We start from the raw sequence: 24,680 nt of genomic DNA, 5'->3' as shown, positions 1-24,680 counted from the left end.
AACGTGCTGACCTCTCTTCTCTAGTATGCTTGGTTATTCTTGTTTATCTTAATTTGTTTGTTTTTGTTGGTCTGGTTTTATTCATTTTCCTTATCAGCTATATGTCCCATATAATAAAATCCCTTGCTCTCCTGCAGATACACCGGCACCAGCTTTCCAATCATGGATGCATCTCCCGGGAAGTGCACCACTGTGTTGTTGGACAGGCGGCCTGTCATAAGCCCCGGCGCATGGCCGTTCACCTCTTCCACCAGAACCTCCTGGACTGTCTTAACGTCCCGCCCGCACACCTCTGCCGAAATATCCTGTACTTCCTTTAAAAGCCTGTCAAACCGCTCCTTCACAATCGCCTCCGGCACCTGGTCTTCCATGGCTGCCGCCGGTGTGCCGGTACGCTTGGAATAGATGAAGGTAAAGGCGCTGTCAAACCGCACCTTTCTCACCACATCCATGGTCTCCTCAAAGTCCTCGTCTGTCTCGCCAGGAAATCCCACAATAATATCCGTTGTCAGTGAGATGCCCGGCACTGCCTTTTTAATCCGCTCCGCCAAATCCAGATACTGCTCCTTTGTATAGCGCCGGTTCATAACCTTTAGAATCCGGCTGCTGCCGGACTGGAGGGGAAGGTGCAGATGTCGGCATATCTTTTTGGACCTGGCCATAACCTCTATGAGTTCATCGGATAAGTCCTTTGGATGGGATGTCATAAAACGGATCCGCTCAATTCCGTCTATCTTTTCCACTTCCTCCAAAAGCTGTGCAAAGGACATGGGATTGTCCAGGTTCTTTCCATAGGAATTTACATTTTGTCCAAGGAGCATGACTTCCACCACTTTGTCCGCTGCCAGCTTCTGTATTTCCTTAATGATTTCTTCCGGCCTGCGGCTGCGCTCCCGCCCTCTTACATAGGGCACAATGCAGTAGCTGCAGAAATTATTGCAGCCAAACATGATGTTGACTCCTGATTTGAAAGGAAACTTGCGCTCCACCGGCAAATCCTCCACGATCTGGTCCGTATCCTTCCATACATCCACCACCATCTCCGGTTTTCCCTGCTTCTGCCCGTCCATGGTCCGCCGCTCCAGGCACTGGGATACCAGTTCAGCCAGCTTGAATATGTTGTGGGTTCCGAAAATCAAATCCACATAGCGGTAGCTCTTCTTGATTTTCGCCACCACTTCCTCCTCCTGCATCATGCAGCCGCACAGGGCAATCATCATGTCAGGATGTTTCTTCTTATAGGTCCCCAGCTGTCCCAGACGGCCATAAACCCGCAGATTGGCATTTTCCCGCACCGTGCAGGTGTTGTAGAGCACAAAATCCGCTTTCTCCGATTCTACGGCCTTGTAGCCGATTGTCTCCAAAATCCCCAAAAGCTTCTCCGAATCCCTGGCATTCATCTGGCACCCAAAGGTGTTGATGCAGCAGGTAAGGGGACGTCCCAGCCTGGCGGAAAGTTCGGCCAGCTGTCTCCTGGCCCGCTCCATGAAGTACTGCTGCCGCTCCGGCTCTACGGCAGGCGGGCCCTGGTTTATGGTTGTTTCTGCATTTTCTATGTTGTCCATGGTATCTCTGGATTCTTCCATTAATCTGCTCCTCAGCTTCTATAATTTAGATAGTTCAGTTTGGATATTGCTTTCTTTCCCGAAACGCATAGCAGGCCGGGCTTTTTGCACGGACCGGCCAACTACGATTAACAGTATGAATTTTACTTTAAAATGGTTGGGAAGTCAACATAAAAAACTCCCTGCCCTGCGCCTGCAATAAAGGCCCTGCCCCGCAGCTGGTCTAAACCAACTGCGGGGCAGTCCTTATCACAGTTTCCGTCAAACCATTTTCGTTATGTGTTTCTGAGAATCCAGGTTTCATTCTAAACCCTCTCATTTGCACCACCACCTGTCCAGCCTCTTACGGCAGAAGGACGTACAGTAAAATGATAACAGACAGAGTACCGTGCCGTAAATTTTACAATGGAGGTGCCTTTATGGATAAAATTTACGACAATTGTTGTGGTATTGATGTGCACAAAAAGCTCATCGTTGCCTGCTTTCGAAAGGGCAACAAGCAGAAATACGCGAGTTTGGTGCAACAACCAGAGAGCTCCTTGAAATGGTTGACTGGCTCAAAAGCGGCGGCTGCGAAATGGCCGCTATGGAGAGCACTGCATCTTATTGGAAGCCTCTGTATAACATCCTTGAATCCTCAGACCTGAATGCTATGGTGGTCAATGCCCGCCATATGAAGGCTGTCCCAGGGCGCAAGACAGATGTAAAGGACGCAGAATGGATCGCTGATCTTCTTCAGCATGGCCTGCTTCAGCCCAGCTATATTCCCAATAAGGATCAGCGGGAACTCAGGGAACTGGTCCGTTACCGAAAAAGCCTTGTTGGTGAGCGCACCAGAGAGTTAAACCGTCTCCAGAAGATGCTGGAAGGCGCCAACATCAAGCTATCCGGCACAGTGTCGGATATCAATGGCAAAAGCGCACGCAGTATTTTAGAATACCTTCTTACTGGGGCGTCCATTGACGAAGCATCCACATCAAAAATCTGGATGAGGAGATCGACAGCTTTATGAAACCGGAAGAAAAACAGGCGTCTCAGGCAATTCAGGACGTCACTGGCATAGCTCTCTTTTGCGGACAACCCTGATTACCTGTGCACATTCGGCTGTCAAGAATAAAAAATCCTATTTCCATGCACAGTTCATGAGGATCAGTGCCCATAGGGGATCTAAACGTGCCTATGTCGCAGTTGCCCATTCCATGCTCACCGGAAGGTTATGTTTCACAGTACAAGTTTTACTTATCTCATTCCAATTGGTTCTTTCGATGGGATTTTCAGTCTTATAGATTTTCTTGTAGTACTGCGGGATATTTAAAAATAAAAACAACATTTACTGCAGGTTAACCGCTATGGCGATTGCTATGGCAGCAGTTCCCATAAGGAAGAAAAATGCCTGCATCTTAATCTGAAATTTTGCCCATTTTCCCCAGTCAATCCTGGCAACGCCCAGAACGCCGATCAGACTGGCGGAAACCGGTGTGAACGCATCCACAAATCCGGCTCCCATCTGAAATGCCAGTACCGCCACCTGACGTGTGACGCCCACCAGGTCCGCAAGGGGCGCCATGATGGGCATGGTCAGGGCGGCCTGACCGGAGTTGGAGGTCACAATCAGATTAAAGCAGCTCTGGAACAGGTACATAAACAGCGCTCCGATGAATGAGGGCACTCCTGCAAGCGCATTTCCGATGGTGTACAAAATCGTATTCAGCGTGGAAGCCACATTTGCATCGGAGCCGCCCAGCACCAGCAGAATTCCTTTGGCCATACCTACCACCACCGCGGTTCCTGCCAGGTCAGCCACGCCGCTCTGGAAGGCGGAAGCCATACCGTTGACCGTCATATCATTGAGCTTAAAGATGACCGCGGTCACACCGGCCGCAAATCCCATCACAAAGAACTGGGAGGCAATTTCCGGAATATAATACCCTTCCTGGGTAACGCCCCAGATAATCCAAATCAGGACTGCCAGCATCTCCAGAAGAATCAGCTTGTGGCCCAGGCCAAATTCCCTTTCCTCCTCCGATACAGAGTCCATCCTTCCCCTGAAATAGGCGTCGCTCTCATAGACAACGGAGCGGGCAGGATTCTTACGTATCTTTTCAGCGTAAATCATCAAATATCCTGCGGAAAGCAGAGTGACAATCGCCCACAGGGCCAGACGAAAGCCGGCGCCGGACAGAACCGGGATTCCCGCTATGCCCTGGGCTACTGCCACTGAGAAGGGGCTCATCCACGAAACCGCATTGCCCACCTGTGACGCCACGTAGGTAACAGTGATGGCCACAATGGAATCATAGCCCAGCGCAATCGCAAAGGGCACCATAATCATGGAAAAGGGAATGCATTCCTCCGCCATTCCAAAGGTGGCGCCGCCCAGTGAAAACAGGATAAACAACAGCGGCAGGGCCAGACGTTCCAATCCCTTTGTCTTTTTGATAAAGGCATAAATACCCGCATCAATCGCCCCTGTCTTCATGATGATTCCAAAGGAACCTCCCACCACCAGAATCAATGCGCAGATTCCAACCGCGGAGCCGGAACGGTCTCCTGTCACCAGCCCCTCGAATACATAGTTGAGGAAGCCAAAGCCGCCAAAATCCTCTGTGCCCCATACCTTTGCCGTCTTATGAAGCTTCTGGCTGGTATCATAGATGGATTCGCCGTACTGTCCGTACAGCACATCATCTGTCAGCCCCAGTTCATCCAGATCCTCCTGGGTCCACTCAGAAGAATCCGTTTCAAGAAACGCATCCAGCTCTCCGGGGTCAACGCCCAGGGATTCCATCAGAGCTTCATCACCGCTCATGGCTGCCAGGTTATCCTTCACCGCTTCCCGGTCCAGGCGGTAGCTGTAGCGGAACGTGTCCGCCATCAGCACGGTCTTGGTCTTTACCTCACCATTGGAATCCGTATATTCTACCTTGTGGGTACTGAATTTTCCCGCCGGAACCAAAAATGTCAGCATCCAGCATAGGAATATGGCGGCAAATATGATTGCATACGTATGGGGTGTCTTCATTTTTGTATAATCCCGCTTTGGGGTACCGGTATTCTTTTTGTTGTTAAATGGCATGGTTCGTATCTCTCCTTAGTCACGCATATGTCTATCCCATCCGGTCCTCAGCAGGAAACCTGCATGGGAACTGCCGGTATCCTGGGCATTTCCTTGTACTTCTTAGGAGGCACTCCCAGTACCTTCTTAAATGCCCGTGAAAAATAATATTGATTGTCATATCCCAAATGCTGGGCCACCTGATATATATGCATATCTGTATTACAGAGAAGATAGCAGGCCTGCTCCATCTTCATGTTGATGTAGTAATCCATAGGCGCACACTTGACACATTCCTTAAAGACCGCGTTGAGATAGCTCTCCGACAGCCCTGCTTCCCTTGCAATCCGGGTCAGTGTCAGGTTTTCCTGCAGATGCTCCCTCATATAGGTTATCACACGATTCAGATATTGGCTCTTTGCTGTCCTGCATCTTCTCTCCAAAGCAATCTCCTCTTTTCTCCGTTTTTTGATTCCTTCTGATTTCTATTATAAAAAAACAACAGGATTTATCCTTGAAAATCATGCGCAGAAAAGGGAATATATTGAGTTTTTTATTTAAAAATGTTATAATTCATGGGATATAACTCGACAATATTGAGATTGAGCAGAACAGACAAAAAGAAACAGCCTTCCCAAACCGAAAAAACATGCAAAAGGAGTCCGCGGCAATGCCTTCTAAAATCCAAATCATCACCAACGAACACCAGGAAGAGCTAAAGGAACACGGGACCTATGAATTTCCCGTCCTTGTCAGCGACGAGGCCCTGTCCAGGTTCTACACCAGTTCCTTCCAGTGGCACTGGCATACGGAAATCGAACTTACCCTCATCACAGAGGGGACTATGGTATATCAAATCAATGACCAGATATTCCGTCCCAGGGCCGGGCAGGCGCTCTTCGGCAACTCCAATACCATGCACACCGGGCGCATGGAAGACGGCCATGACTGCAAGTACATCTCCATCACCTTCCACCCCAGGCTGCTGTACGGCTACCAGGGAAGCCGGATTGCCAGCCGGTATACGGACCCTCTGACGGAAAATACCGCCCTGCCGGCTGTCTGCTTCGACCTGTCGGAGGAATGGCACAGGGAATCCGTCGGGCTTCTGGAGGATATCATACGCATTGACAGCCTGCGCTATGATACCTATGAAATGGACATCCAGATGGACCTGTGCCGTTTCTGGAAGCTTTTATACCTTCACTGCCGTCCTGACCGGGAACCGGCACATACGGCGGGCAGGAAGAATCAGGAACGGATTCGGCAGATGCTCTCCTTCATCCATGAAAACTATCAGTCCGATATCACCCTGGATGATATTTCCCGTCGCATCCATATCTGCAAAAGCGAGTGCTGCCGGGTCTTTAAGGGTTACATGAAGGAATCCCTGTTTGAATACCTGTTAAAATACCGCATTGAAAAGAGTATCCCCGATGTGCTGGAAGGAAAGCTGACCATGACCGAGACAGCCCTGAGGGCCGGCTTCACCGACCCCAATTACTTCTCCAAGGTCTTCCATAAGATAAAAGGCTGTTCGCCGAGAGCCTACCGGAATGCCCGGTCCTCCGCACCGCTTTCATGACCCTGCTCCTCTCCTTTACACGGCTTTCGTGACTCCGGTCCGTTTCACCTTGTCAATGCCGCCCGACATGTGGGGAATCCGATTCCCCACGAAAACAGCCCTCTGCACACAGTCCTCCCCGTACCGTTTTCTTATCTCATCCACGGCCGTGTCCAGCCTGGAGTATTTATCATGGAGTCCCCTGTCAAAAAGCTGATACTGATAATGGCCTTTGGGACTGACCTTACTTGTATGGACTCCCATCTGGCGGATGGGAGAATGATTCCACAGACGGTCAAACAGGCTCCAGGCCGCCTCATAGATTTCCAGGGTGGTATCCGTAGCCGAAATCAGGGTGGTCTGACCGGAACCATGCCTGAATTCCCTGTCCGTGATGGAAATGCCCACGCAGGCAGCTTCCATACCATCGGCCCGGAGCCTGGCGCACACGGTTTCCGTAAGGGACAATATGACCTGCCCTGCCGTCTCCCGGTCCGTCACATCCAATGGCGTGGTCATAGAATTGCCGTACCCCTTATTCTGCGGAAGTTCTCTCAAAAATGGGGACACATCCCTTCCGTTGGCATAATTCCAGATAAACTCCCCCTGCTTTTTAAGATGCCTTTTTAACAGCTCCAAATCCGAGACAGCCAGCTCCCCTATGGTCCTTATTCCCAGCGCCCCCAGCTTTCTCACCGTGGCGGGCCCCACCCAGAACAGTTCGCTTACAGGCAGCGGCCACATCTTTCTCTCTATCTCCCAGGTAAACAGGGTGTGGACCTGGTCCGGCTTTTGGAACTCAGAAGCCATCTTGGCCAGCAGCTTGCTGTCCGACACACCGATGTTCACAGTAAAGCCCAGTTCCCGGCGTATTTCTTCCTTCAGCTGGTGCGCAAACGCTGTGTGTGTTCCCCACAATCCCTTTGTTCCCTCCACCTGACAGAATGCCTCATCTATACTGTACTGGTGGACATAGGGAAAATACTTCCTGAGCAGCTCAACAAGGGCTCTGGAACAGCTCACATACAGGCTGTAATCCGGGGGTTCGATTACAAGTCCCGGACATTTGCATCTGGCCTCCGCCAGTGTCTCCCCTGTCCTGATTCCATACTCTTTGGCAGAGCCGGATTTGGCCAGCACGATGCCATGCCGGTCTGCCTCGCTTCCTCCGATAACAGAGGGAATGTCCCGCAGATCCAATTCCTCCCCCAGGATACAGACCCTGTATGCGGCTGTCCAGCTTAAATAGGCGCTGTTCACATCCACATGGTACCATACCTGCTTTTTTTGGCTTCTCATGACAGTGTCCTGAAAAATGACCACTTATGGGTAGATATGCGGTATCTCAGCTCAATAAGGTGCCTCTGTCCCTCCGCCACGGCCCAGCACACAAAGCTGATATGCTCCATGCCGCAGAACTTCTCTTCCCTGGAAGAAACAATGCTCTCAATCTTCACCGTGATGATTCCGTGCTCCTTATTCTCATACCGGAACCAGAGGGGCGTCATATCTCCCAGGGTACTGCAGGCGCCAAACATCTGTATAGGTATATTTAAAGCCGCCACTGCTTTCACCTCCTGGCTCCAATATATCAGAACATACGTTCTGTTTCAAGTGGTAATTGCTGGGAGCCGAAGGATCCGAAAAAGGGCAGGAGACGGACGCAGCGTTCGCACAGACAAAATCATCTATTGAATCGTGAAACGGTTCTTCTCATATGAAATCACTCCATCCCTCTGCATCCTGGACAGCTCCGCCGACAGCGCGCTCCTGTCCACGGACAGATAGTCCGCCATCTGCTGGCGGTTAAAGGGCACTGTGATGGTACGGCTCCCCTGCTTTACGGATTCCTGGGACAGGTACACCATGACCCTCTCCCGCAGGGACCTGAGAGTGATGATATCCATTTTTTTCGTAAGCATCAGGTTTTTCCCGGCCAGGACATACATCAGGCTCCGTATCAAACGGTTGTGGAAATCACAGCCGGATGAACAGGTCGTCAGGATGCGGTTCACGTCCATAAACAGGATTCCGGATCGTTCCGATGCCTGCACATCCACCATCAGGGGTTCCCCCTTAAGACATGCATACGTCTCCCCGAATATCTGTCCCTTTCCTATATTCTCAATGATTTTCCTGTTTCCCCACACATCGTCCTTAATGATGTTCACAGCCCCCTCCATCACCACCCCCAGACGGCCTGTCACATCGCCGGCCCTGTATATATAGGCTTCCTTCCCATAGGTCCTCTCTTCCGCCGAAAGGCATGTAAGCATGGCTTCTATCTCCTGCTCCTTAATTCCGTGAAACAGCTTTGTTCCTGACAACAGATGAATATCCATATTTTTCTCCTTTAATGTTGTTACAACAACATATTTGTTGTCAAAATTATATTATACTTTATCCATACCGTCAAGGGCAGGCAGAACATGCCGCCCATTCACGCATATTTAAAAGGAGGATAAGAATGGAACACAATATGTTTTGTTTTCAATGTGAACAGACCGCGGGATGCAGCGGATGTATGGGAAAAGCAGGCGTGTGCGGCAAGACAGCTGCCACTGCCAGGATTCAGGACGAACTTACAGGAGCCCTCATCGGCCTTGCCAGGGCCGCGGAGGGGAAAGAGCACTCCAAAGAAGCAGACCACCTTATTGTAAAGGGACTGTGTGCCACCCTGACCAATGTAAGCTTTGATGACAATGCCCTGAATGAGCTTCTGGAGGAAGCCGGACGCTTAAAGGATTCCCTGTCCCCTCTGTGCAGCTCCTGCACGTCAGAATGCGGCAAGACAGAAGATTTTGACCTGAATAGGCTCTGGACCGATAACGAGGATATCCGCTCCCTCAAATCCCTCATTCTTTTCGGCATGAGAGGAATGGCAGCCTATGCGTATCATGCCATGGTGCTGGGCCATGAGGACAGAGGGGTCATGGATTATTTCTATAAAGGACTGTTTGCCGTTGGCTATGACAGCTATACAATTCAGGACCTTCTGCCCATTGTCATGGAACTGGGCGCTGTGAATCTGGACTGCATGGCGCTGCTGGACAAGGCCAACCGCCAGGCCTTCGGCATCCCTGCCCCGGCGCAGGTAAGCCTTGCCGTGGAGAAGGGTCCCTTCATCGTCATCTCCGGACATGACCTTCACGACTTAAAGCTTCTGCTGGAACAGACCGAAGGCAAGGGAATCAACATATACACCCACGGGGAAATGCTGCCCGCCCACGCTTACCCTGAGCTCAGGAAATACGGACACCTGAAAGGCAACTTCGGAACCGCATGGCAGAACCAGCAAAAGGAATTTGCGGACCTTCCGGCCCCTGTGCTCTTTACCACCAACTGCCTGATGCCGCCCAAGCCATCTTACTCCGACCGTGTATTCACCACTGCTGTGGTATCCTTTCCGGGCATGGTCCATATTGACGACCGCAAGGACTTCTCTCCGGTCATCGGGAAGGCCCTGGAACTGGGCGGCTACAAGGAGGATGTGACCATCCCCGGAATCAACGGCGGAACAAGCGTCACCACCGGCTTTGGCAGGGAGGCTGTCCTGGCTGCCGCGGGCACCGTGGTGGAGGCTGTCAATCAGAAGGCGCTGCGCCATATCTTTCTGGTAGGCGGCTGCGACGGAGCCCGTCCAGGCAGGAATTACTACACGGACTTTGTAAAACAGACGCCTGAGGACACGCTGGTCCTGACCCTGGCCTGCGGCAAATACCGTTTTAATGACCTGGAGCTTGGAACCCTTGCCGGCCTTCCCCGCCTTCTGGACATGGGACAGTGCAACGATGCCTTCGGCGCCATCCAGGTGGCCGTGGCCCTGTCAGAGGCGTTCGGCTGCTCAGTCAACGACCTGCCCCTTACCCTGGTGCTGTCCTGGTATGAGCAGAAGGCTGTCTGTATCCTTTTAAGCCTGCTGCATCTGGGCATTAAGAACATTTACCTTGGCCCCACCCTTCCGGCCTTCCTCTCACCGGCCATACTGGATTATCTGGTGGAACAGTTTGATATCCGCCCCATCTCCACCCCCGGGAAGGACCTGGCCACGATTTTAGCCTGACATCCTGGCCGTAAAAAGGCTTAAGGATACCGTAAAACCCGGACAGGATGCGCAGGTGCTCCTGCACATAATCCCACTGTCAAGGAAACAGGGAAGATTTGCCCATTCCAGCTCGTCTTCCCTGATATTCATTTTCTTGGCAGGCGATATGATTATCTTCATCCTGTCTCTTACTCCACTTTTTCTATCTTTGGAAAATACGTAAACAGCACCTTGGCGATAATCTTGTCCTTCTCCACGAACTGGTTCTTCCAGAACCGGGCATCCAGGGAATTGTTCCTGTTGTCCCCCATCATGAAATAGCATCCCTCCGGCACTGTATAGGGCCCGTAGGAGCCTTCCATTGGTTCGGGAAGGTAGGGTTCGTCAAGAGGCGTGTCTGAATCATTGATATAGACTTTTCCGTCCACCACGTTCACGGTCTCACCGGGAAGCCCTATGACACGCTTCACGTAGTAGATTTTTCCCGTTGGATCGTCCGGGAAATGGAAAATCACCACATCCCCCCTCTCAGGGTCGCTGGTCAGATAGGACAGCCTGGAACCGATGACGCGGCTTTTGGACATGATGGTGTTCTCCATGGAACCGGTTGGCACACGGCTATTGGCTATGATAAAATTGTTAAGGACCAGGGCGATGATGACCGCTGCCACGATAATCTGTATCCAGCTGATAATCTCCTTCTTCCAGCTGAAGGGCTCTTCCTCCTGCTGTTTCCTGCTCCTTTTCTTGCTGCTTTCCTCTTCGAGCATATATATTTCCTCTTTTCCTGCATTCTGTCTGACGAAGCCGGGAACAAATTTAAAATGTCCCGGCTCCTCTGTAGCTGTAATCAGCGAATCTGTCCATCTCCGTAAATGATATACTTGGTGGTGGTCAGTTCCTTAAGGCCCATGGGGCCTCTGGCGTGAAGCTTCTGGGTGCTGATGCCGATTTCTGCTCCGAAACCGAATTCCTCACCGTCTGTAAAACGGGTGGAAGCGTTGACGTAGACAGCCGCAGCGTCCACCTCGTTTAAAAACTTTTGGGCGTTGAAATAATCAGAGGTCACGATTGATTCCGAATGACCTGTATTGTAGGTATTGATATGACGGATAGCCTCATCCACAGAGTCCACCAGCTTTAAGGACAGGATATAATCCAGGTACTCCCTGCCCCAGTCCTCCTGCGTGGCCCGGACAAAGGCCGGCTCAATGGCACACGCGTCCTCGTCTCCCCGAATCTCCACCTGCTTCTCCTCCAGCTTCTTCCTGAGAAGGGGCAGGAAGTCCTCTGCAATGCTCCTGTGCACCAGCAGGGACTCGCATGCATTGCACACGCCGATTCTCTGGGTCTTGGCATTGAAGATAATGTCCACGGCCATATTCTGATCCGCGGAAGCGTCCACATATACATGGCAGTTGCCGATGCCCGTCTCTATGACAGGGATGGTGCTGTTCTCCACCACGGTCTTTATGAGTCCTGCCCCTCCCCTGGGGATAAGCACGTCAATGTACCTGTTCAGGCGCATCAGCTCCCTGGTGGTATCCCTGCTGGTATCCTCAATCAGCTGGACCGAGTCCTCGGGCAGGCCGGCGCTTGAGAGTCCCGCGCGCAGACACCGGGTGATGGCCATATTGGAGTGAAGGGCGTCGCTTCCGCCCTTTAAGATAACCGCATTGCCTGATTTGAAGCATAGGCCGAAGGCGTCTGCCGTCACATTGGGGCGGGCCTCATAAATCATGCCGATAACCCCCAGAGGCACACGCTTCTGCCCAATCTGAAGGCCGTTGGGGCGAAGCTTCATGGACAGCACCTCCCCTACGGGGTCCTCCAGGGAAGCCACCTGCAGCAGGCCGTCCGCCATGGCCTGGACTCTGGCCGGCGTCAGTTTAAGACGGTCCAGCAGTCCCTGGCTCATGCCGTCGGATTTGGCCTTCTCATAATCCCGGGAATTGGCCTCCAGGATTTCCTCCTCGCCTTCCAGCAAGGCCCTGGCCGCTTCCTCCAGTCCCATATTCTTCTCCCTGGAACCCAGGGTACCCAGTACACGCGATACTTCTTTTGCACGGCTGCCTATTTCATTCAATGTCATCATAATCTCCCCTTCACAATGCATCAGACTTCCTTGATTCCGCCATATTTCTTTCCCAAATCCGTGATGGAGCCGTCCGGCTCCTTGATGGATATGTTATTCAGGTTATTGCGGAGGCTTCCCCGAATCGCTGCAACGTACTCCTGGCGCAGCCGGGCCTGTTCCTCCTTCTCCTGGTCCGTCAGTCCCACTGCCTGGGACTTGTGATAAAGTTCGTTGATGCGGTCAATCCTTGACACGTCCATACATTCACCTCTTTCAGGGCCTGGTACCCGGCCGGGCGCCTTCCCTAGTATTCATTGTTCAGATAATGCATCAGGTCAAAATCCAGATTGGTATGGGCCAGGAACAGGGTTCCCTTTTCCTTGCCTGACATGATGTCCAGTATGACATCCACCTGGTCTCCGTTGGCAATGACCATATCGGCTCCGCTGTCCGTGGCAATCCGGGCCGCTGCCAGCTTGGCTGACATTCCTCCGGTACCCACGTCGCTGCCCGACGTATCCTTGCCCATACGCAGGAATTCAGGCGTGATTTCAGGCACCAGGCTGATAAATCCGGCCTCCGGATTCTCCCTGGGGTCATCCGTGTAAAGGCCGTCTATGTCAGACAGCAGGATGAGCAGGTCTGCTCCGATCAGGGCCGCCACAATGGCTGACAGCCGGTCATTATCACCAAAGCTGTCCACATATGGAATCTCTGAGGTGGATACCGTATCGTTTTCATTGACAATGGGTATGGTTCCCAGATTCAGCAGCTCGTCAAAGGTATTCTGGGCATTGTATCTGGAAGAATCATTGACCATGGTGTCCTTTGTGAGAAGGACCTGGGCAGCTGTCTGGTTGTATTCCGCAAAAAGCTTCTGGTAAATCATCATCAGCCTGGCCTGGCCCACAGCTGCAAACGCCTGCTTCTCAGCCAGGGTATCGGGCTTCCTGTGATGGCCCAGGGCCTGCCGCCCTGCCGCAATGGCCCCGGAGGACACCAGGACCACGTCCTTTCCCTGTCCCCGCAGGTCGCTGATAACCCGCACCAGCTTTTCTATCTTCATCAGGTTCACTTCCCCTGTCTCCACATGGGTAAGGGAAGATGAGCCAATCTTAATCACAATCCTCTGCTTCTGTTCAAGATTCTGACGTTCCTGGGTTTCCATGATATACTCCTTTATCTCTTCAAACGATTCTTGTTTATCTTACACCAATTTACAGGTCACGTCAATTTCTATGTTGTAAATGTTCCTCTTCCGCTTCCGGTGAAAGAGGCTTAGGTAGCCGAAAGACTTAAGGGGCTGTACCTGCGTATGATTTCCTCTGCTGTCTTGATTCCGTCCATGGCCGCTGAGGTGATTCCCCCGGCATAGCCCGCGCCTTCCCCGCAGGGAAAGATTCCCTTTACAAGACTTTCCATCTTCTCATCCCTGGGAATGCGGACCGGGGATGAGGTACGGCTCTCAATGCCGGCCAGTATGGCATCCGGCCGGTCAAAGCCGCGAATCATGGTTCCAAATCCTTCCATTCCTTCCATGAAAGCCCGGGACAATGTTTCCGGAAACAGCTCCCTGAGATTGGCAAAGGCATACCCGCCCCTGAAGGCGGGACTCACACCGCCAAAGCCGTCTGAAACCCGGCCTGCCTTAAAATCCCCGTAGAGCTGCACCGGTATGTTTCCCTTTCCCAAGCAGAAGGCAGTCTCCTCCAGGCGCCTCTGAAACCGGATTCCTGCCATGGCATCTCCCGGCGTCCTGCAATCCTTCTCCGCCTCACAGCCCTTCTCCATCCCGGACGCTGCTTCCATCCGGCCGAAATCCTCCGGCGTGACCGTTACAATAATGGCGCTGTTGGCATTTTCCCCTGCCCTGTCATGATAGCTCATGCCGTTGACCGCCAGGCGACCCGGCTCAGAGGACGCATTGACCACGTAGCCCCCGGGGCACATGCAGAAGGAATAGACTCCTCTTTCGTCAGAGGCCTTCCATGTAAGCTTGTAGCTGGCCGGCCCCAATTCACCGCATTCCTCCATGCCGTACTGGCTCTCATTGATCAGCGTCTGGGGATGCTGTACCCTGAGTCCCACTGCAAATGCCTTTGGCTCCATGGGGATGCCCCTGGCCAGCAGGGTCTCAAAGGTATCCCTGGCGCTGTGTCCGATGGCCAGGACCACTGTCTCAGTCTCAAGGACCTGGCTGCCGTTGATAACAAGGGCTTTTATATGCCTGGATTCCCCCTGCTCCCCGTCCGTCACAAAATCCGTGACCTGGCTCAGGAAGCGGACCTCTCCGCCCAGATTTTCAATCTCCGTTCGTATGGATTTGACAATGCGGCTTAATACATCTGTTCCAATGTGGGGTTTATTCACATACAGGATAGATGGGTCCCCGCCGAACTCCGTCAGTATGCGCAGCACTTCCCGGTTTCTTCCAAACGTATCCTTTACAAGGGTATTAAGCTTCCCGTCGGAAAATGTTCCTGCCCCGCCTTCCCCGAACTGCACATTGGAGGACGGGTCAAACTGCCCTGTTTCCCAGAACCGGGCCACCCGGTCTGTCCGTGCGTCCACGTCCTCCCCCCGCTCCAGAAGTATGGGCATGTATCCCTTTCTGGCCAGCATAAGGCCGCAGAACAGCCCTGCCGGGCCAGTGCCGATAATGACAGGACGGCTGGCCATTAGCTTAGTCCCCGGCTCAGGAAGCCGGTAGGGCGTTTCCTTATGGACCGCTACATTCCGGTCCTTCAGCCTGCGCACCAGCTTTTCCTCCTTCTGGAGTCCGGCCTGCCTGATTCCTATGTCCACCACATAACTGTACCATATATCCGGCTTTTTTCTGGCGTCCACGGACTGCTTGATGATGGTAAGCTTCTCTATCTCCCCGGCCGGAACACGCAGTACCCTGGCAGCTTTCTCCAAAAGTCCCGCCCTGTCGTGTCCCAGGGGCATCTTTAACTGATTTATACGAATCATTTTCTGTTCCTCTTTCCGCTTGGGGCAGGGGCATATGATCCATGTGCCGCCACCCCATTTCTGCCTGCCTCATGTATCCCCGCGGAATGTCCTCCCGCTGCATATACCCCCGCTATCATACCGCTGGACCAGGCAAACTGCAGGTTGTATCCGCCGCAGATTCCGTCCACATCCAGCAGTTCTCCCGCCAGATACAGATTGGCATGAATCCTGGATTCCATGGTGGCGGCATCCACCTCCCTGGTATCCACCCCGCCGCAGCACACCTGTGCATTGGCAAAGGGATTCACTGACATGACAATGGCTTCATATGACTTTATCTGTCCCAGAAGCAGTTTCAGCTGTTTGGGAGACAAATCCCCTGCTTTCTGGGACGGTTTGATGCCTGACAGCTTAATGAGCACCAGGGCCAGCTTCTTGTTCAGCAGACCTGTAAACAGTTCCTCCACAGTCTTATGGCCCAGAAGGGCCGCACGCTTTTTAAGCAGGCCAAATGCCTCACTGTCATCCCAGGATGGCATGAAATCCACCAACGCTGTGACCCTCTTTCCCCGGTCCAGAGCCCTGGCCGCAAACCGGCTGACCTGGAATACCGGGATACCGGACAGGCCGTAGTCTGTCAGCTGCAGCTCTCCCCTGTCCTGGGCCAGCAGTTCATTGGCCGCCATAAGCTTTACCCCGGCCTCCGTACGGATACCCGCCATCTGCCGGTACAGGTTTCCCTGGCACCGCAGCTGCACCAGGGCGGGAAGCGGTTTGATTACCCGGTGTCCCAGTCTCTTTGCCAGCTCATACCCGCTTCCGTCCGAACCGGTGGACGGAGCTGCCTTGGAGCCGGCTGCCAGAATAACTGCGTCCGCATCCAATATGCCCTGGTCCGTGTACACTTTATAATGGACGTCACTGCCGCCTCCGGCCGTTTCTATCTTCTCCACACTGCACGAAAGAAACACCGCCACGCCCAGACGCTCCACCTCGCTGCGCAGCACGTCCAACACGGCTGACGCCTGGTCCGAATTGGGATAGATATATCCGTTTCTGTCCTTTGGCTCTATTCCAAGACCTTTAAAAAAGGCCAGGGTCTCGTCCACCCCAAAGCCCCGGATAACTTCCATGGGAAACCCCTTCTGGCCGCAGCGGTAACAGTCCGCCTCCATCCTCAGATTGGTCAGGTTGCACCTGCCGTTGCCTGTGGACAGGATTTTCTTTCCCACCCGGTCCATGTGCTCCACAATGGTCACACGGGCCCCGTTCCTGGCCCCGCCAATGGCAGCAGTCAGTCCTGAGGCCCCGCCTCCTATGATGACGATTCGTTTTCTCATGATTTATCCAAAGCTCCTTATCCTGCTCTTTTGCTCTTAAGTTTACACCCCATTTTATATGTTTTTCTGTCACATTTCAACTGTTTCCTGTTATTTACGGCACCTATTTATGGGAGCAGGCCGCATACAATCCTGAATTCCGCAAAAAGGACTGGATTTCCCGGTGCGGAAATCCAGTCCCTCTAAATTATATCTTCCTTTTGCTACTCAGCGACCGCGTCATCGTCATGTCCAGGGAAAAGGGACATCTGGCCACCGCGTAGGCCGGAGATTGTCGCATAGGTCGGATCTTATCAGCTTGTATACGATTCCAAATAATGGTATACATCCATCATGGACGGAAACCATATGCCCTCCATCAGCTTCTCCCTCTCCTTTTCTGGAAAATCCGTGACAGGAATATGTGTGTAGAGGCAGATGGTGCTGCGGTCGCTGCAAAATACCAGGAGAAAGCCGGACTCCGACACAAGATAGTATTCTTCCGCCGGAGAAACGCTTTCCAGTATTGGCTTTACCTGTTCCTGGTTCATGGCGGCCCTGTCATCCACATCGTTGACTGTCTCCGTCTCAATAACCGTATTGGGAACTGCCGGTTCCTGTCTGACGCTATATCGGGTAATTCCATATGCAACAATCAGACACACAATGGATGTGACTGCAAACAGGGCAAAGCAGTATAATAACTTCTTCATGAACTAACCTCCTCGCTGGCCCCGGCCCCGCCATGCCTGCCGGCATGGCGCCGGACGCCGCTTTAAGGTTAGTATCTGCTTTCTTATTCAGTTTTAATCATGCATTCTCAAATTTTTCCTAATATATCACAACAAACAGATAAGCCCATATGTCTCTTATCCCAGAAGCCGGAAACGGTTCAAAAGACGGACCAGTCTCCTTCCTCCCGGCATACCCTTAAGCTCCTCCTCTTCCACTGCCCTGAACCTTACAAGGAGCACGGCATAGACCAGGACGGCCGCTGCCACGGAAGGGAACACTACAATGGCCATGCCCATCCTGCCCCTCATCAGCCGGTCGGGAAGCAGGGCGTAAACGCCTCTGTATACCCCATAAGCGGCCGCTCCCATAAACGCGGCGCATATTGTGGGCAGTATGAGAGTTCTCTTATATTCCTGCCTGTATCTGGCAAACCTGGCAATGGCATGTCCGTTTAACAGGCACATCACAAGGGCAAATATAATATTGGCAAACACCACGCTGTAAATTCCCATCTTAAATACCATAAGGAACACCTCCAGCACCGCCACGTGGATGACCAGGGCAATGACCGCGTGGCGTATGGGCACGTCCATGTGGTTCAGGCCCTGGAGGATGGCGTTTGTTACGGTTGACAGGGAATAGAACACCACAGCCAGGGAACCCGCCATGGAGAGCCGTATCAGCATGGTATTGTCCTCGCTGATAAACAGCAGGTTGCAGACCGGCTTAGCCAGCACCGTGATTCCCACTGCGGCCGGAATGGCAATCAGCAGGGAGAAACGTATAGAGGCGGCAATCCGCTCCAGCTTCTCCCTCCTGTTCCTGTTTGCAACAGCCCTTGTGAGGGATGGTATCAGAGAGGATGAAAGGGCATTGGAAACAGCCACCGGTATGTTAAAGAGCAGCTGGTACTGCCCCAGCACGCCCCAGCAGGTGGCGATGGAATCCTCCAGATAGCCCAGCTTATCCATGCCCTGGCCGAACAGATAATTGTCCACCACATTGGAGCAGTTGTAGATGCCGCTGCTGATGACAATGGGCAGCACGGTGATGGTGAGCACATAAAATATCCTTCGGTAGCTCTCCGTCCTCCCCGACACATCCTCCCGGGCCATCTGCCTTCTCTCCCGCCCTTTGGATGCAGTAAGGCATATAAAAAACAGGAAGGCCGTGAGCGCGCCTGCCCCGGTGCCAATGGTGCCGCCCGCAGCACCCAGTGCATAGGAATACTCCTTTGCCCCCTGGACAGCGTTGATGGACGTGCCCACGCCAAAGAGAATTCCGGCTGCGACCACGCTGACCACCGCATTGACAATCTGTTCTAAAATCTGGGACACTGCCGTGGGCACCATGGTGCCCGTTCCCTGGAAATATCCTCTGAGCACGCCCAGATACGCCATGATCCAGATGGTGGGCGCCAGGGTCTTTAACGCGTATCGGCTGAAAGGCGTCTTGATGAGTTCCGCGAACAAATCCGCGCCAAACCACAGGACCAACGCCGCTATGCCTCCCACTGCCGTAGCATAAATAAGAGCCGCTTTTAAGATGCGGCTGCAATTTCTGTGCTCCCCCCTTGCCAGCCGGGCAGATATCATCTTCGACACTGCCACCGGCATGCTGTAGGAGGATAATATAAGGAGGATATTATACACATTGAAGGCCGACGTATAATATCCGTTCCCCTGTTTTCCTATAATGTCGTTAAGGGGCATCCGGTAGAGCATACCGATGATGCGCACCACGATACCGGCCATGGCCAGGATGCTCCCCTGTATGACAAAATTGGCTGCTTTCTGTTTCCTGGTTTTTTTCCTGCTTGTCCTTGGATTCATGTCTATTACTGTGTATCCTCATTTCCGATAATTTCCGACTTGGCAAAGTCCCTGGTGGGAATGATGCAGACCCAGGTCTTTCCCTGATTCAGCACAACTTCATCGTGATTGGTATCATAGTAACGGGTGGGACCGAACTCGCCGTCCTTCTCCCAGTTAATAGGAATCGCTTTGCCGTCTGTCATAAAATACCCGCATTCCGTAGTATGTACATTGATGTCCAGATAATCCGTGGTGGCGTAACGGCCGGTCTGGCAGTACTGGAAAATCACGTTTTTCACCGCAATGGGCCCTTCATCCCCCTGATGGATTTTGCCGTACTGGTAACGGTGGTAAAGCCCGTCCGAAGGGTCGTACACAAAGTATGCCTGGTTCATGATGTAGCCGGTCTTTACCGTGCCTGCATCCATGACTCCCGGACGCTCCATTAAAGATGCCTCCCTGCCGTCCCTGGCAAAGAGATAATGGCCCTTGTAGGATGGAACATAGGACTGCGTGTACCCCAGCTTCTCAATGGAGGCCGTAATCCTGTCCCCGCTGGTATAGGCGTTATGGGGCGATTTCTTGTCCTTTGTGCGGTAAAAGGCCAGATCGCCGATGGCATCCAGACCGTTGATATTATCCACATTTTTCAGATAAGGCTTGGCAAAGGTGCTCTGACCATAGTGGACGTAGACAGCGTCAAACTCCCTGGCAAAATAGGTGTAGTAGGTCCGGCAGCTGCGCACCGAGCCTATGCGCTCCAGGCCGTCATAATCCTCTATAAGGGCCATGTACCGGTTCATGCTTCCCTCCACCGGCGCCTCATAGACCACCCCCGCCCTGTTGATACCGTACTGTGGCCTGGCTTCCTTGTCATTGCTCATCATCACAGCCGCGGGCCGGCGGTTTCCCTTAGCGGTTTCCACCATCTGGCCGGTCAGATAGCTGCGTATCATCCCGTTCTCCTCGGTCCGTTCCTCCGGAAGGTAATAATTCTGAAGATTTCCTGTATCCTCCCCGGTGGTCTCAGGGTCAGACCGGATGATGATATCGGGTTCAGCGGCCTCAGAAGTGGCAGGAGGCTCCTGAACCGTGGTTGCTTCCACGCTGGCTTCCTTAGCGCAGCCCGTCAAAAGCGCGGCTGCCGTCAGTCCTGCCGTTAAACCCATTGCCATCCATCTGAACCCGTTTCTCATCTTGTATACCCCCTGGTTTCCAGTATCTCTTTCTGCTTTTCTTCCATCACCAGCCGTTCGCCGTCCTCCATGTGGTCGTAACCAAACAGATGGAGCATGCTGTGGGCCGTCAGAAAGGCCAGCTCCCTGGTCTGGGAATGGCCGTATTTCTCAGCCTGTTCCTCCACCTTATCCACGGAAATCACAATATCCCCCAGCATCAGCTCGCCGGTCTCAGGATTGAAGTAATCCTCCACAGCTTCCTCCACATGGTCAAAATCCGATGGCGACTCATAATCCACCATGGGAAAGGACAGCACGTCCGTAGGAGCGTCAATCCGGCGGTGTTCCCGGTTGATTTCCTGTATGGCGTCATTGTCCGTAAGAATGACATTGACCTCCGCCTCATAGGGACAGCCCTCATAATCCAGGGCAGCCAGCACGGTATCCTCGATGATTTCCCGGTAGGGCAAATTCAGTACTTTATCTGCTTCGTATTCAATTGAAATGGTCATGCTCACTTCTCCTTGGCGGATTAATTCCGCTCCCGTATCCTGCGCCGTCCTGCAGGCGGGGTATTCTTTTGTTCATATGTCTCATAGGCCTGTACAATTTTCTGCACCAATGGATGACGCACCACGTCGGAACTGGTCAGGTAGCAGAACCCAATGTCGTCAATCCGTTTCAGCACCTTAAGTGCTGTGTCCAGACCGGAAACCGCGCCTCCCGGAAGGTCCTTCTGAGTCTGGTCTCCCGTTATGATGACCTTGGAACCAAAACCGATTCTGGTAAGGAACATCTTCATCTGGGCCGGGGTGGTGTTCTGGGCCTCATCCAGGATGATATAGGCATTGTCCAGTGTTCTTCCTCTCATGTAGGCCAGGGGCGCCACCTCAATCAGCCCCTTCTCCGAATTGTGGAGATAGCTTTCCGCCCCCATAATCTGGTACAGGGCGTCATAAAGAGGACGAAGATACGGGTCAATCTTGCTCTGGAGATCGCCCGGCAGGAATCCCAGCTTCTCACCGGCCTCAATGGCCGGCCTGGTAAGGATAATGCGCCCCACCTCGCCGTTCTTAAATGCCTGGATGGCCATGGCCATGGCAAGGTATGTCTTTCCCGTGCCGGCCGGTCCGATGCCGAACACAATCATCTTCTTGCGGATAGCATCCACATAGTGCTTCTGCCCCAGCGTCTTTGGCTTCACCGGCTTGCCGGATATGGTCCGGCATATGATGTCCTTGTCAATCTCCAAAATCTGCCCGTCATTCTCCGTGAAAGACAGGGATAGGGCATAGTCCACGTTCTGTTCCGTGATGGTATTGCCCCGCTTGGACAGTTCAATCAGGTTGTTGAACACGCTTTTTGCCTGGCCTATGGTTTTCTCAGGTCCGATGATTTTTATTTCGCCGTCCCTGGCAATCATGGTCACATGCAGGGTGCGCTCTATCTTCTTTAAGTAGGTGTCAAATTGTCCGCAGACATTCCGCTCATGCTCTGCGGGAATGTCAATCATTGTCTCAATTACACTCATTCAGCAGTTATTGTCTCCTCTGGTTTTTCTCCCGGCTCCACGCCGGAATTCATATCAGGCTCCGCTGCCGGCTGTGTCTTAACAATGGATTCCTCTGTCACGAGTTCACCTGTCAGGCGGCATTCAGAAACACTTGTTTCTATTCTATCATTATTTTCTAGAATTTGTACCCCCTTTTCCTCTAAATTTTTGACAAATTGGTAATTTATGGCTTTGGACAGCTCTTTTAACTCATCCTCCCTGTAATTTCTCTCATAGGTTGCCATTTCCCGGCCCTGTATGGCGCCCATATAGACAGGCAGATAAAAATTGGAAAACAGCCTGAGCTGTTTTTCCTCCATGGAATAATCCCACTCCCCCTGTCCCCTCACCGGGGTCAGGAAGGTAAAGGACCAGGCCCCGGCCTTCATGTACCATCCTCTCCGCCTGCGCCCTGTGTGGACACGTTCCTGATGCAGCAGGGGAAATGTTTTCTCATATTGTTTGACGGTCCTGGCCACAATATCCGCATCCGCGTGAACCATGTAGGCATTGATTTCCTCCTCGTTGTCACCGATGATGGGCACCCGTCCGCTGACCAGTACCTGTCCCTCCTCCACCTCGTCCCCAACACAAACCTGGGCAACTCCCTGGCGCACCACCATGGAGGTGATGACTCCCGGCTGGGACGCCACAATGTCGCAGGGTGTCTCGTCCTTCTCCGGGATAGTGGACAGCACCTCGTTTTCCTTGATGTGGATGAGCAGCCTTGTACCGGAAACACGGGCAGATACCCAGGTTATCTCGGGAAAGCTTGTGCGCATGGAGGCTTCCAAATCCTCGCAGTTAATCCTGGCCTTTAGCATGCCGTAATCAATATCCTGGGTGTCCAGAAAACGGACCAGAGTATCGTAGGTATACCTGTAATTGCCCTCAAACTGGATATCCCAGATGAACAGGGACATGATATAAAGCACCAGGAAAAAGGCCATGATTCCAGCACCGTAATACCAGCGCTTCCTGTGCCTGTAAATAAAAAATGGGAGGCCGAAACGGCCGGTAATGTGCAGCCTTACCTGTGCCTTGCGCACCAGGGGCTTCACCCGGCGGTATCCTTCCACAGTCATAAAAAACTCATAATCCCCGTCCCGGTTGCATATCAGTCCCCATACCTCCAGACCCCTGGCATTGCAGAGATTCAGGAAACGTTCCGGTGAATAGCCGTGAAGACGGAGTCTTACATATCCTTCCCAATTATGTAACAGCCATTCAATCAAACAGGCCCCTCCTTTGATTTATGTTTCAAATTCCAAAGAACCGACCTGGCCGGTTATCTTCATCTCCTCCGCCGTATAATAATCAATCTTTAAGCGGGCTCCGTGAATCACCACCTTGCAGTTCCTGGCCTGGAGCTTAATCAGGGTATCCGTGTAAATCAGGATGCTCCTGTAATTTTCCACATTCACCTGACTCCTGCCCACAAAGCTTATAAGCACATCCCCCAGAATCACGTCCCGGGGCAGCCCCAGTGCGGATACGGCTGTTTTCTTTGGTTCCCATGACATACGCCCACGCTCCTGATACACTGGTTCTTTTTATTATATGCATCAGCCCGCCAAAAATGCAGTCCCCTTTTTTTCAAAAAAAACATACACATTCCTTATTCCATATGAATAGACTATAGTGAATCAATCTTTTGCGAGGTCTCTATGAACAATCAGTCCTATCATACAGACAGAATGAGTGAGTATCCGGACACCCTCCTGGCCACGGCAGAGCTGGGGGATGCCGATGTTCCCGTAACTCCCCTTCCCAATCCGGGCGAGGGCGGTCCTGTGGACAGCGGCGGCAATCAGAATAACGGTGCCAATGTCCCGGTCATCCCACTACCCAATCCAGGCGAAGGCGGCCCTGTGTACAGCGGCGGCAATCAGAATAACGGTGCCAATGTCCCGGTCATCCCACTACCCAATCCAGGTGAAGGCGGCCCTGTGTACAGCGGCAACCGTCCCGGCTTTCCGCCTATCTTCCGGCCCATTTTCCCCGGAAACAGAGGCTCTGTCACCGTCATTCCCGGCATCACCTTCCCATGCTACAACTGTACCGCCACCAGCTTCGGCAGGGTGCGCATCCTCAATGCTTCCACCGGGTACCAGCCGTTTTACGTGTACCTGGGCAACTGGATGGTGGCAAGCAGCCTGGGGAACGGGGACATAACAGGCTACGTCCAGTCTGCCTCCGGCACCCAGACCGTCACCGTGTCAGGAGCCAACGGCTATGTGTACATTCAGAAGACAGTACAGGTGCGCTCCTCCGCCTCCATGACCATTGCCATCATCAATACGGCAAGCGGCCTGGACATCATGGAAATATCCGACATTTCCTGCAACGCGCCTTCAGGCTCCAGCTGTCTGCGGGCCTGCAACCTGTCACTGAACCTGGGGCCCTTCGACGTATCCATCGGCAACCAGAACTCCTCCTACACTGCTTTCAGCAATGTACGCTACAGGGAAGTGACCCCTTACACCAGCTTCTACCCGGGGTGGTATCAGCTCTACATCTCCAGGACCGGCTCCTACCCCAACACTTCCGTGGCAGCCACCTCCGCCAACATGAGCGCCAATACATCCTATACTCTGTATATCTTCAATGCGCCAAACGCAACGGATGGGTTGAAGACTTTGGTGGTGTCCAACTAGACGGAGAGCAGTTAAAGGCCATATTTCTGTTTTTGTCAGAAACCATCAAAGAATGGGGCAGTCGGTTAATACCGATTTTTAGGACTCCTAAACTAAAATAAGCATATCCCACAGAGTTCCTTGCTTTTCAGCAAAGCGGGCTCTGATGGATATGCTTGTTTTCT

24 protein-coding genes are annotated in these 24,680 nt (G+C 52.7%); 4 read left to right on the top strand and 20 right to left on the bottom strand.

Features of this window, described 5'->3' with window-relative positions:
- Positions 1-77: 77 nt before the first annotated feature.
- The gene (miaB, locus tag G614_RS0124430) at positions 78-1,586 is read right to left on the bottom strand and encodes a tRNA (N6-isopentenyl adenosine(37)-C2)-methylthiotransferase MiaB (protein WP_027643954.1); all 1,509 of its coding nucleotides are present in this window, start codon (positions 1,584-1,586) and stop codon (positions 78-80) included.
- Between the two features lie 457 nt (positions 1,587-2,043).
- Between miaB and G614_RS33255 the strand changes: the two genes are divergently transcribed.
- The gene (locus G614_RS33255) at positions 2,044-2,577 is read left to right on the top strand and encodes an IS110 family transposase (protein WP_330367116.1); all 534 of its coding nucleotides are present in this window, start codon (positions 2,044-2,046) and stop codon (positions 2,575-2,577) included.
- A gap of 318 nt (positions 2,578-2,895) precedes the next feature.
- Here G614_RS33255 and yfcC read toward each other — a convergent pair whose 3' ends face one another.
- Both yfcC and G614_RS0124415 read right to left on the bottom strand, forming a co-directional pair.
- Positions 2,896-4,641: a putative basic amino acid antiporter YfcC gene (gene yfcC, locus G614_RS0124420; protein WP_027643953.1), complete on the bottom strand. Its 1,746-nt coding sequence runs from the start codon at positions 4,639-4,641 to the stop codon at positions 2,896-2,898.
- Between the two features lie 47 nt (positions 4,642-4,688).
- Positions 4,689-5,063 carry a helix-turn-helix domain-containing protein gene (locus G614_RS0124415; protein WP_027643952.1) on the bottom strand — a complete coding sequence of 125 codons (375 nt, stop codon included), beginning with the start codon at positions 5,061-5,063 and terminating at the stop codon, positions 4,689-4,691.
- Positions 5,064-5,290: 227 nt separating this feature from the next.
- Here G614_RS0124415 and G614_RS0124410 point away from each other — a divergent pair, with 227 nt between their 5' ends.
- Positions 5,291-6,205: a helix-turn-helix domain-containing protein gene (locus G614_RS0124410; RefSeq protein ID WP_027643951.1), complete on the top strand. Its 915-nt coding sequence runs from the start codon at positions 5,291-5,293 to the stop codon at positions 6,203-6,205.
- Between the two features lie 15 nt (positions 6,206-6,220).
- Here G614_RS0124410 and G614_RS0124405 read toward each other — a convergent pair whose 3' ends face one another.
- From G614_RS0124405 to G614_RS0124395, 3 genes are all read right to left on the bottom strand, one after another.
- Entirely contained in the window at positions 6,221-7,483 is a 1,263-nt protein-coding gene (locus G614_RS0124405) for a DNA polymerase Y family protein (RefSeq protein WP_027643950.1), read from the bottom strand.
- Positions 7,480-7,749, bottom strand: a complete 270-nt coding sequence (locus tag G614_RS0124400) for a hypothetical protein (RefSeq protein ID WP_027643949.1) — start codon at positions 7,747-7,749, stop codon at positions 7,480-7,482. Before G614_RS0124400 ends, G614_RS0124405 begins: the two co-directional genes overlap by 4 nt.
- A gap of 123 nt (positions 7,750-7,872) precedes the next feature.
- Complete coding sequence (locus tag G614_RS0124395; RefSeq protein WP_027643948.1) at positions 7,873-8,526, bottom strand: Crp/Fnr family transcriptional regulator; 654 nt, start codon at positions 8,524-8,526, stop codon at positions 7,873-7,875.
- 125 nt (positions 8,527-8,651) lie between these two features.
- On the opposite strand from G614_RS0124395, the gene hcp reads away from it, so the two are divergent.
- On the top strand, positions 8,652-10,247 hold the full coding sequence (gene hcp / locus G614_RS0124390; RefSeq protein WP_027643947.1) for a hydroxylamine reductase: 1,596 nt from the start codon (positions 8,652-8,654) through the stop codon (positions 10,245-10,247).
- Here hcp and G614_RS31615 read toward each other — a convergent pair.
- The 14 genes from G614_RS31615 to G614_RS0124320 all read right to left on the bottom strand — a co-directional run bounded on the left by G614_RS31615 (position 10,239) and on the right by G614_RS0124320 (position 23,382).
- The gene (locus G614_RS31615; RefSeq protein WP_207637868.1) at positions 10,239-10,409 is read right to left on the bottom strand and encodes a hypothetical protein; all 171 of its coding nucleotides are present in this window, start codon (positions 10,407-10,409) and stop codon (positions 10,239-10,241) included. The two genes, hcp and G614_RS31615, sit on opposite strands and share 9 nt — an antisense overlap.
- A gap of 8 nt (positions 10,410-10,417) precedes the next feature.
- The gene (lepB, locus tag G614_RS0124380; RefSeq protein ID WP_027643946.1) at positions 10,418-10,999 is read right to left on the bottom strand and encodes a signal peptidase I; all 582 of its coding nucleotides are present in this window, start codon (positions 10,997-10,999) and stop codon (positions 10,418-10,420) included.
- A gap of 80 nt (positions 11,000-11,079) precedes the next feature.
- Positions 11,080-12,321: a glutamate-5-semialdehyde dehydrogenase gene (locus G614_RS0124375; RefSeq protein WP_044918936.1), complete on the bottom strand. Its 1,242-nt coding sequence runs from the start codon at positions 12,319-12,321 to the stop codon at positions 11,080-11,082.
- 23 nt (positions 12,322-12,344) lie between these two features.
- Entirely contained in the window at positions 12,345-12,566 is a 222-nt protein-coding gene (locus G614_RS0124370) for a DUF896 domain-containing protein (protein WP_027643944.1), read from the bottom strand.
- A 44-nt stretch (positions 12,567-12,610) separates the two neighbouring features.
- Positions 12,611-13,474, bottom strand: a complete 864-nt coding sequence (gene proB, locus G614_RS0124365; protein WP_027643943.1) for a glutamate 5-kinase — start codon at positions 13,472-13,474, stop codon at positions 12,611-12,613.
- 110 nt (positions 13,475-13,584) lie between these two features.
- Positions 13,585-15,279 carry an NAD(P)/FAD-dependent oxidoreductase gene (locus G614_RS0124360; RefSeq protein WP_027643942.1) on the bottom strand — a complete coding sequence of 565 codons (1,695 nt, stop codon included), beginning with the start codon at positions 15,277-15,279 and terminating at the stop codon, positions 13,585-13,587.
- Positions 15,276-16,601 (bottom strand): NAD(P)/FAD-dependent oxidoreductase, encoded by a 1,326-nt coding sequence (locus tag G614_RS0124355; RefSeq protein WP_027643941.1) that lies wholly within the window; start codon positions 16,599-16,601, stop codon positions 15,276-15,278. The genes G614_RS0124360 and G614_RS0124355 overlap by 4 nt, the downstream gene beginning before the upstream one ends.
- A 293-nt stretch (positions 16,602-16,894) precedes the next feature.
- On the bottom strand, positions 16,895-17,293 hold the full coding sequence (locus G614_RS0124350) for a hypothetical protein (RefSeq protein WP_027643940.1): 399 nt from the start codon (positions 17,291-17,293) through the stop codon (positions 16,895-16,897).
- A 156-nt stretch (positions 17,294-17,449) separates the two neighbouring features.
- Positions 17,450-19,147 carry a putative polysaccharide biosynthesis protein gene (locus G614_RS0124345; protein ID WP_027643939.1) on the bottom strand — a complete coding sequence of 566 codons (1,698 nt, stop codon included), beginning with the start codon at positions 19,145-19,147 and terminating at the stop codon, positions 17,450-17,452.
- 5 nt (positions 19,148-19,152) lie between these two features.
- Positions 19,153-20,325, bottom strand: coding sequence for a DUF3048 domain-containing protein (locus G614_RS0124340; RefSeq protein WP_027643938.1), 1,173 nt, complete (start codon positions 20,323-20,325; stop codon positions 19,153-19,155).
- Positions 20,322-20,819 (bottom strand): rRNA maturation RNase YbeY, encoded by a 498-nt coding sequence (ybeY, locus tag G614_RS0124335; RefSeq protein WP_027643937.1) that lies wholly within the window; start codon positions 20,817-20,819, stop codon positions 20,322-20,324. The genes G614_RS0124340 and ybeY overlap by 4 nt, the downstream gene beginning before the upstream one ends.
- Positions 20,820-20,839: 20 nt before the next feature.
- Complete coding sequence (locus G614_RS0124330; RefSeq protein WP_002574484.1) at positions 20,840-21,838, bottom strand: PhoH family protein; 999 nt, start codon at positions 21,836-21,838, stop codon at positions 20,840-20,842.
- Positions 21,835-23,094 (bottom strand): sporulation protein YqfD, encoded by a 1,260-nt coding sequence (locus tag G614_RS0124325; RefSeq protein ID WP_027643936.1) that lies wholly within the window; start codon positions 23,092-23,094, stop codon positions 21,835-21,837. Before G614_RS0124325 ends, G614_RS0124330 begins: the two co-directional genes overlap by 4 nt.
- A gap of 18 nt (positions 23,095-23,112) precedes the next feature.
- Positions 23,113-23,382 carry a YabP/YqfC family sporulation protein gene (locus G614_RS0124320; RefSeq protein WP_002567462.1) on the bottom strand — a complete coding sequence of 90 codons (270 nt, stop codon included), beginning with the start codon at positions 23,380-23,382 and terminating at the stop codon, positions 23,113-23,115.
- Between the two features lie 144 nt (positions 23,383-23,526).
- Here G614_RS0124320 and G614_RS0124315 point away from each other — a divergent pair, with 144 nt between their 5' ends.
- Positions 23,527-24,516 (top strand): DUF4397 domain-containing protein, encoded by a 990-nt coding sequence (locus tag G614_RS0124315; RefSeq protein ID WP_027643935.1) that lies wholly within the window; start codon positions 23,527-23,529, stop codon positions 24,514-24,516.
- Positions 24,517-24,680: the final 164 nt, after the last annotated feature.

The organism is [Clostridium] clostridioforme AGR2157 (assembly GCF_000424325.1).
In the GTDB taxonomy this organism is placed as follows: Bacteria; Bacillota; Clostridia; order Lachnospirales; family Lachnospiraceae; genus Enterocloster; species Enterocloster clostridioformis_A.
This window is presented reverse-complemented; position numbering and strand designations above follow the sequence as displayed.

Excerpts from the sequence above, each read along its gene's own strand:
- miaB (WP_027643954.1), bottom strand. The coding sequence starts at position 1,586 with ATGGAAGAATCCAGAGATACCATGGACAACATAGAAAATGCAGAAACA.
- yfcC (WP_027643953.1), bottom strand. The coding sequence starts at position 4,641 with ATGCCATTTAACAACAAAAAGAATACCGGTACCCCAAAGCGGGATTAT.
- G614_RS0124410 (WP_027643951.1), top strand. The coding sequence starts at position 5,291 with ATGCCTTCTAAAATCCAAATCATCACCAACGAACACCAGGAAGAGCTA.
- G614_RS0124405 (WP_027643950.1), bottom strand. The coding sequence starts at position 7,483 with ATGAGAAGCCAAAAAAAGCAGGTATGGTACCATGTGGATGTGAACAGC.
- G614_RS0124395 (WP_027643948.1), bottom strand. The coding sequence starts at position 8,526 with ATGGATATTCATCTGTTGTCAGGAACAAAGCTGTTTCACGGAATTAAG.
- hcp (WP_027643947.1), top strand. The coding sequence starts at position 8,652 with ATGGAACACAATATGTTTTGTTTTCAATGTGAACAGACCGCGGGATGC.
- G614_RS31615 (WP_207637868.1), bottom strand. The coding sequence starts at position 10,409 with ATGAAGATAATCATATCGCCTGCCAAGAAAATGAATATCAGGGAAGAC.
- lepB (WP_027643946.1), bottom strand. The coding sequence starts at position 10,999 with ATGCTCGAAGAGGAAAGCAGCAAGAAAAGGAGCAGGAAACAGCAGGAG.
- G614_RS0124375 (WP_044918936.1), bottom strand. The coding sequence starts at position 12,321 with ATGACATTGAATGAAATAGGCAGCCGTGCAAAAGAAGTATCGCGTGTA.
- G614_RS0124370 (WP_027643944.1), bottom strand. The coding sequence starts at position 12,566 with ATGGACGTGTCAAGGATTGACCGCATCAACGAACTTTATCACAAGTCC.
- proB (WP_027643943.1), bottom strand. The coding sequence starts at position 13,474 with ATGGAAACCCAGGAACGTCAGAATCTTGAACAGAAGCAGAGGATTGTG.
- G614_RS0124360 (WP_027643942.1), bottom strand. The coding sequence starts at position 15,279 with ATGATTCGTATAAATCAGTTAAAGATGCCCCTGGGACACGACAGGGCG.
- G614_RS0124355 (WP_027643941.1), bottom strand. The coding sequence starts at position 16,601 with ATGAGAAAACGAATCGTCATCATAGGAGGCGGGGCCTCAGGACTGACT.
- G614_RS0124350 (WP_027643940.1), bottom strand. The coding sequence starts at position 17,293 with ATGAAGAAGTTATTATACTGCTTTGCCCTGTTTGCAGTCACATCCATT.
- G614_RS0124345 (WP_027643939.1), bottom strand. The coding sequence starts at position 19,147 with ATGAATCCAAGGACAAGCAGGAAAAAAACCAGGAAACAGAAAGCAGCC.
- G614_RS0124340 (WP_027643938.1), bottom strand. The coding sequence starts at position 20,325 with ATGAGAAACGGGTTCAGATGGATGGCAATGGGTTTAACGGCAGGACTG.
- ybeY (WP_027643937.1), bottom strand. The coding sequence starts at position 20,819 with ATGACCATTTCAATTGAATACGAAGCAGATAAAGTACTGAATTTGCCC.
- G614_RS0124330 (WP_002574484.1), bottom strand. The coding sequence starts at position 21,838 with ATGAGTGTAATTGAGACAATGATTGACATTCCCGCAGAGCATGAGCGG.
- G614_RS0124320 (WP_002567462.1), bottom strand. The coding sequence starts at position 23,382 with ATGTCATGGGAACCAAAGAAAACAGCCGTATCCGCACTGGGGCTGCCC.
- G614_RS0124315 (WP_027643935.1), top strand. The coding sequence starts at position 23,527 with ATGAACAATCAGTCCTATCATACAGACAGAATGAGTGAGTATCCGGAC.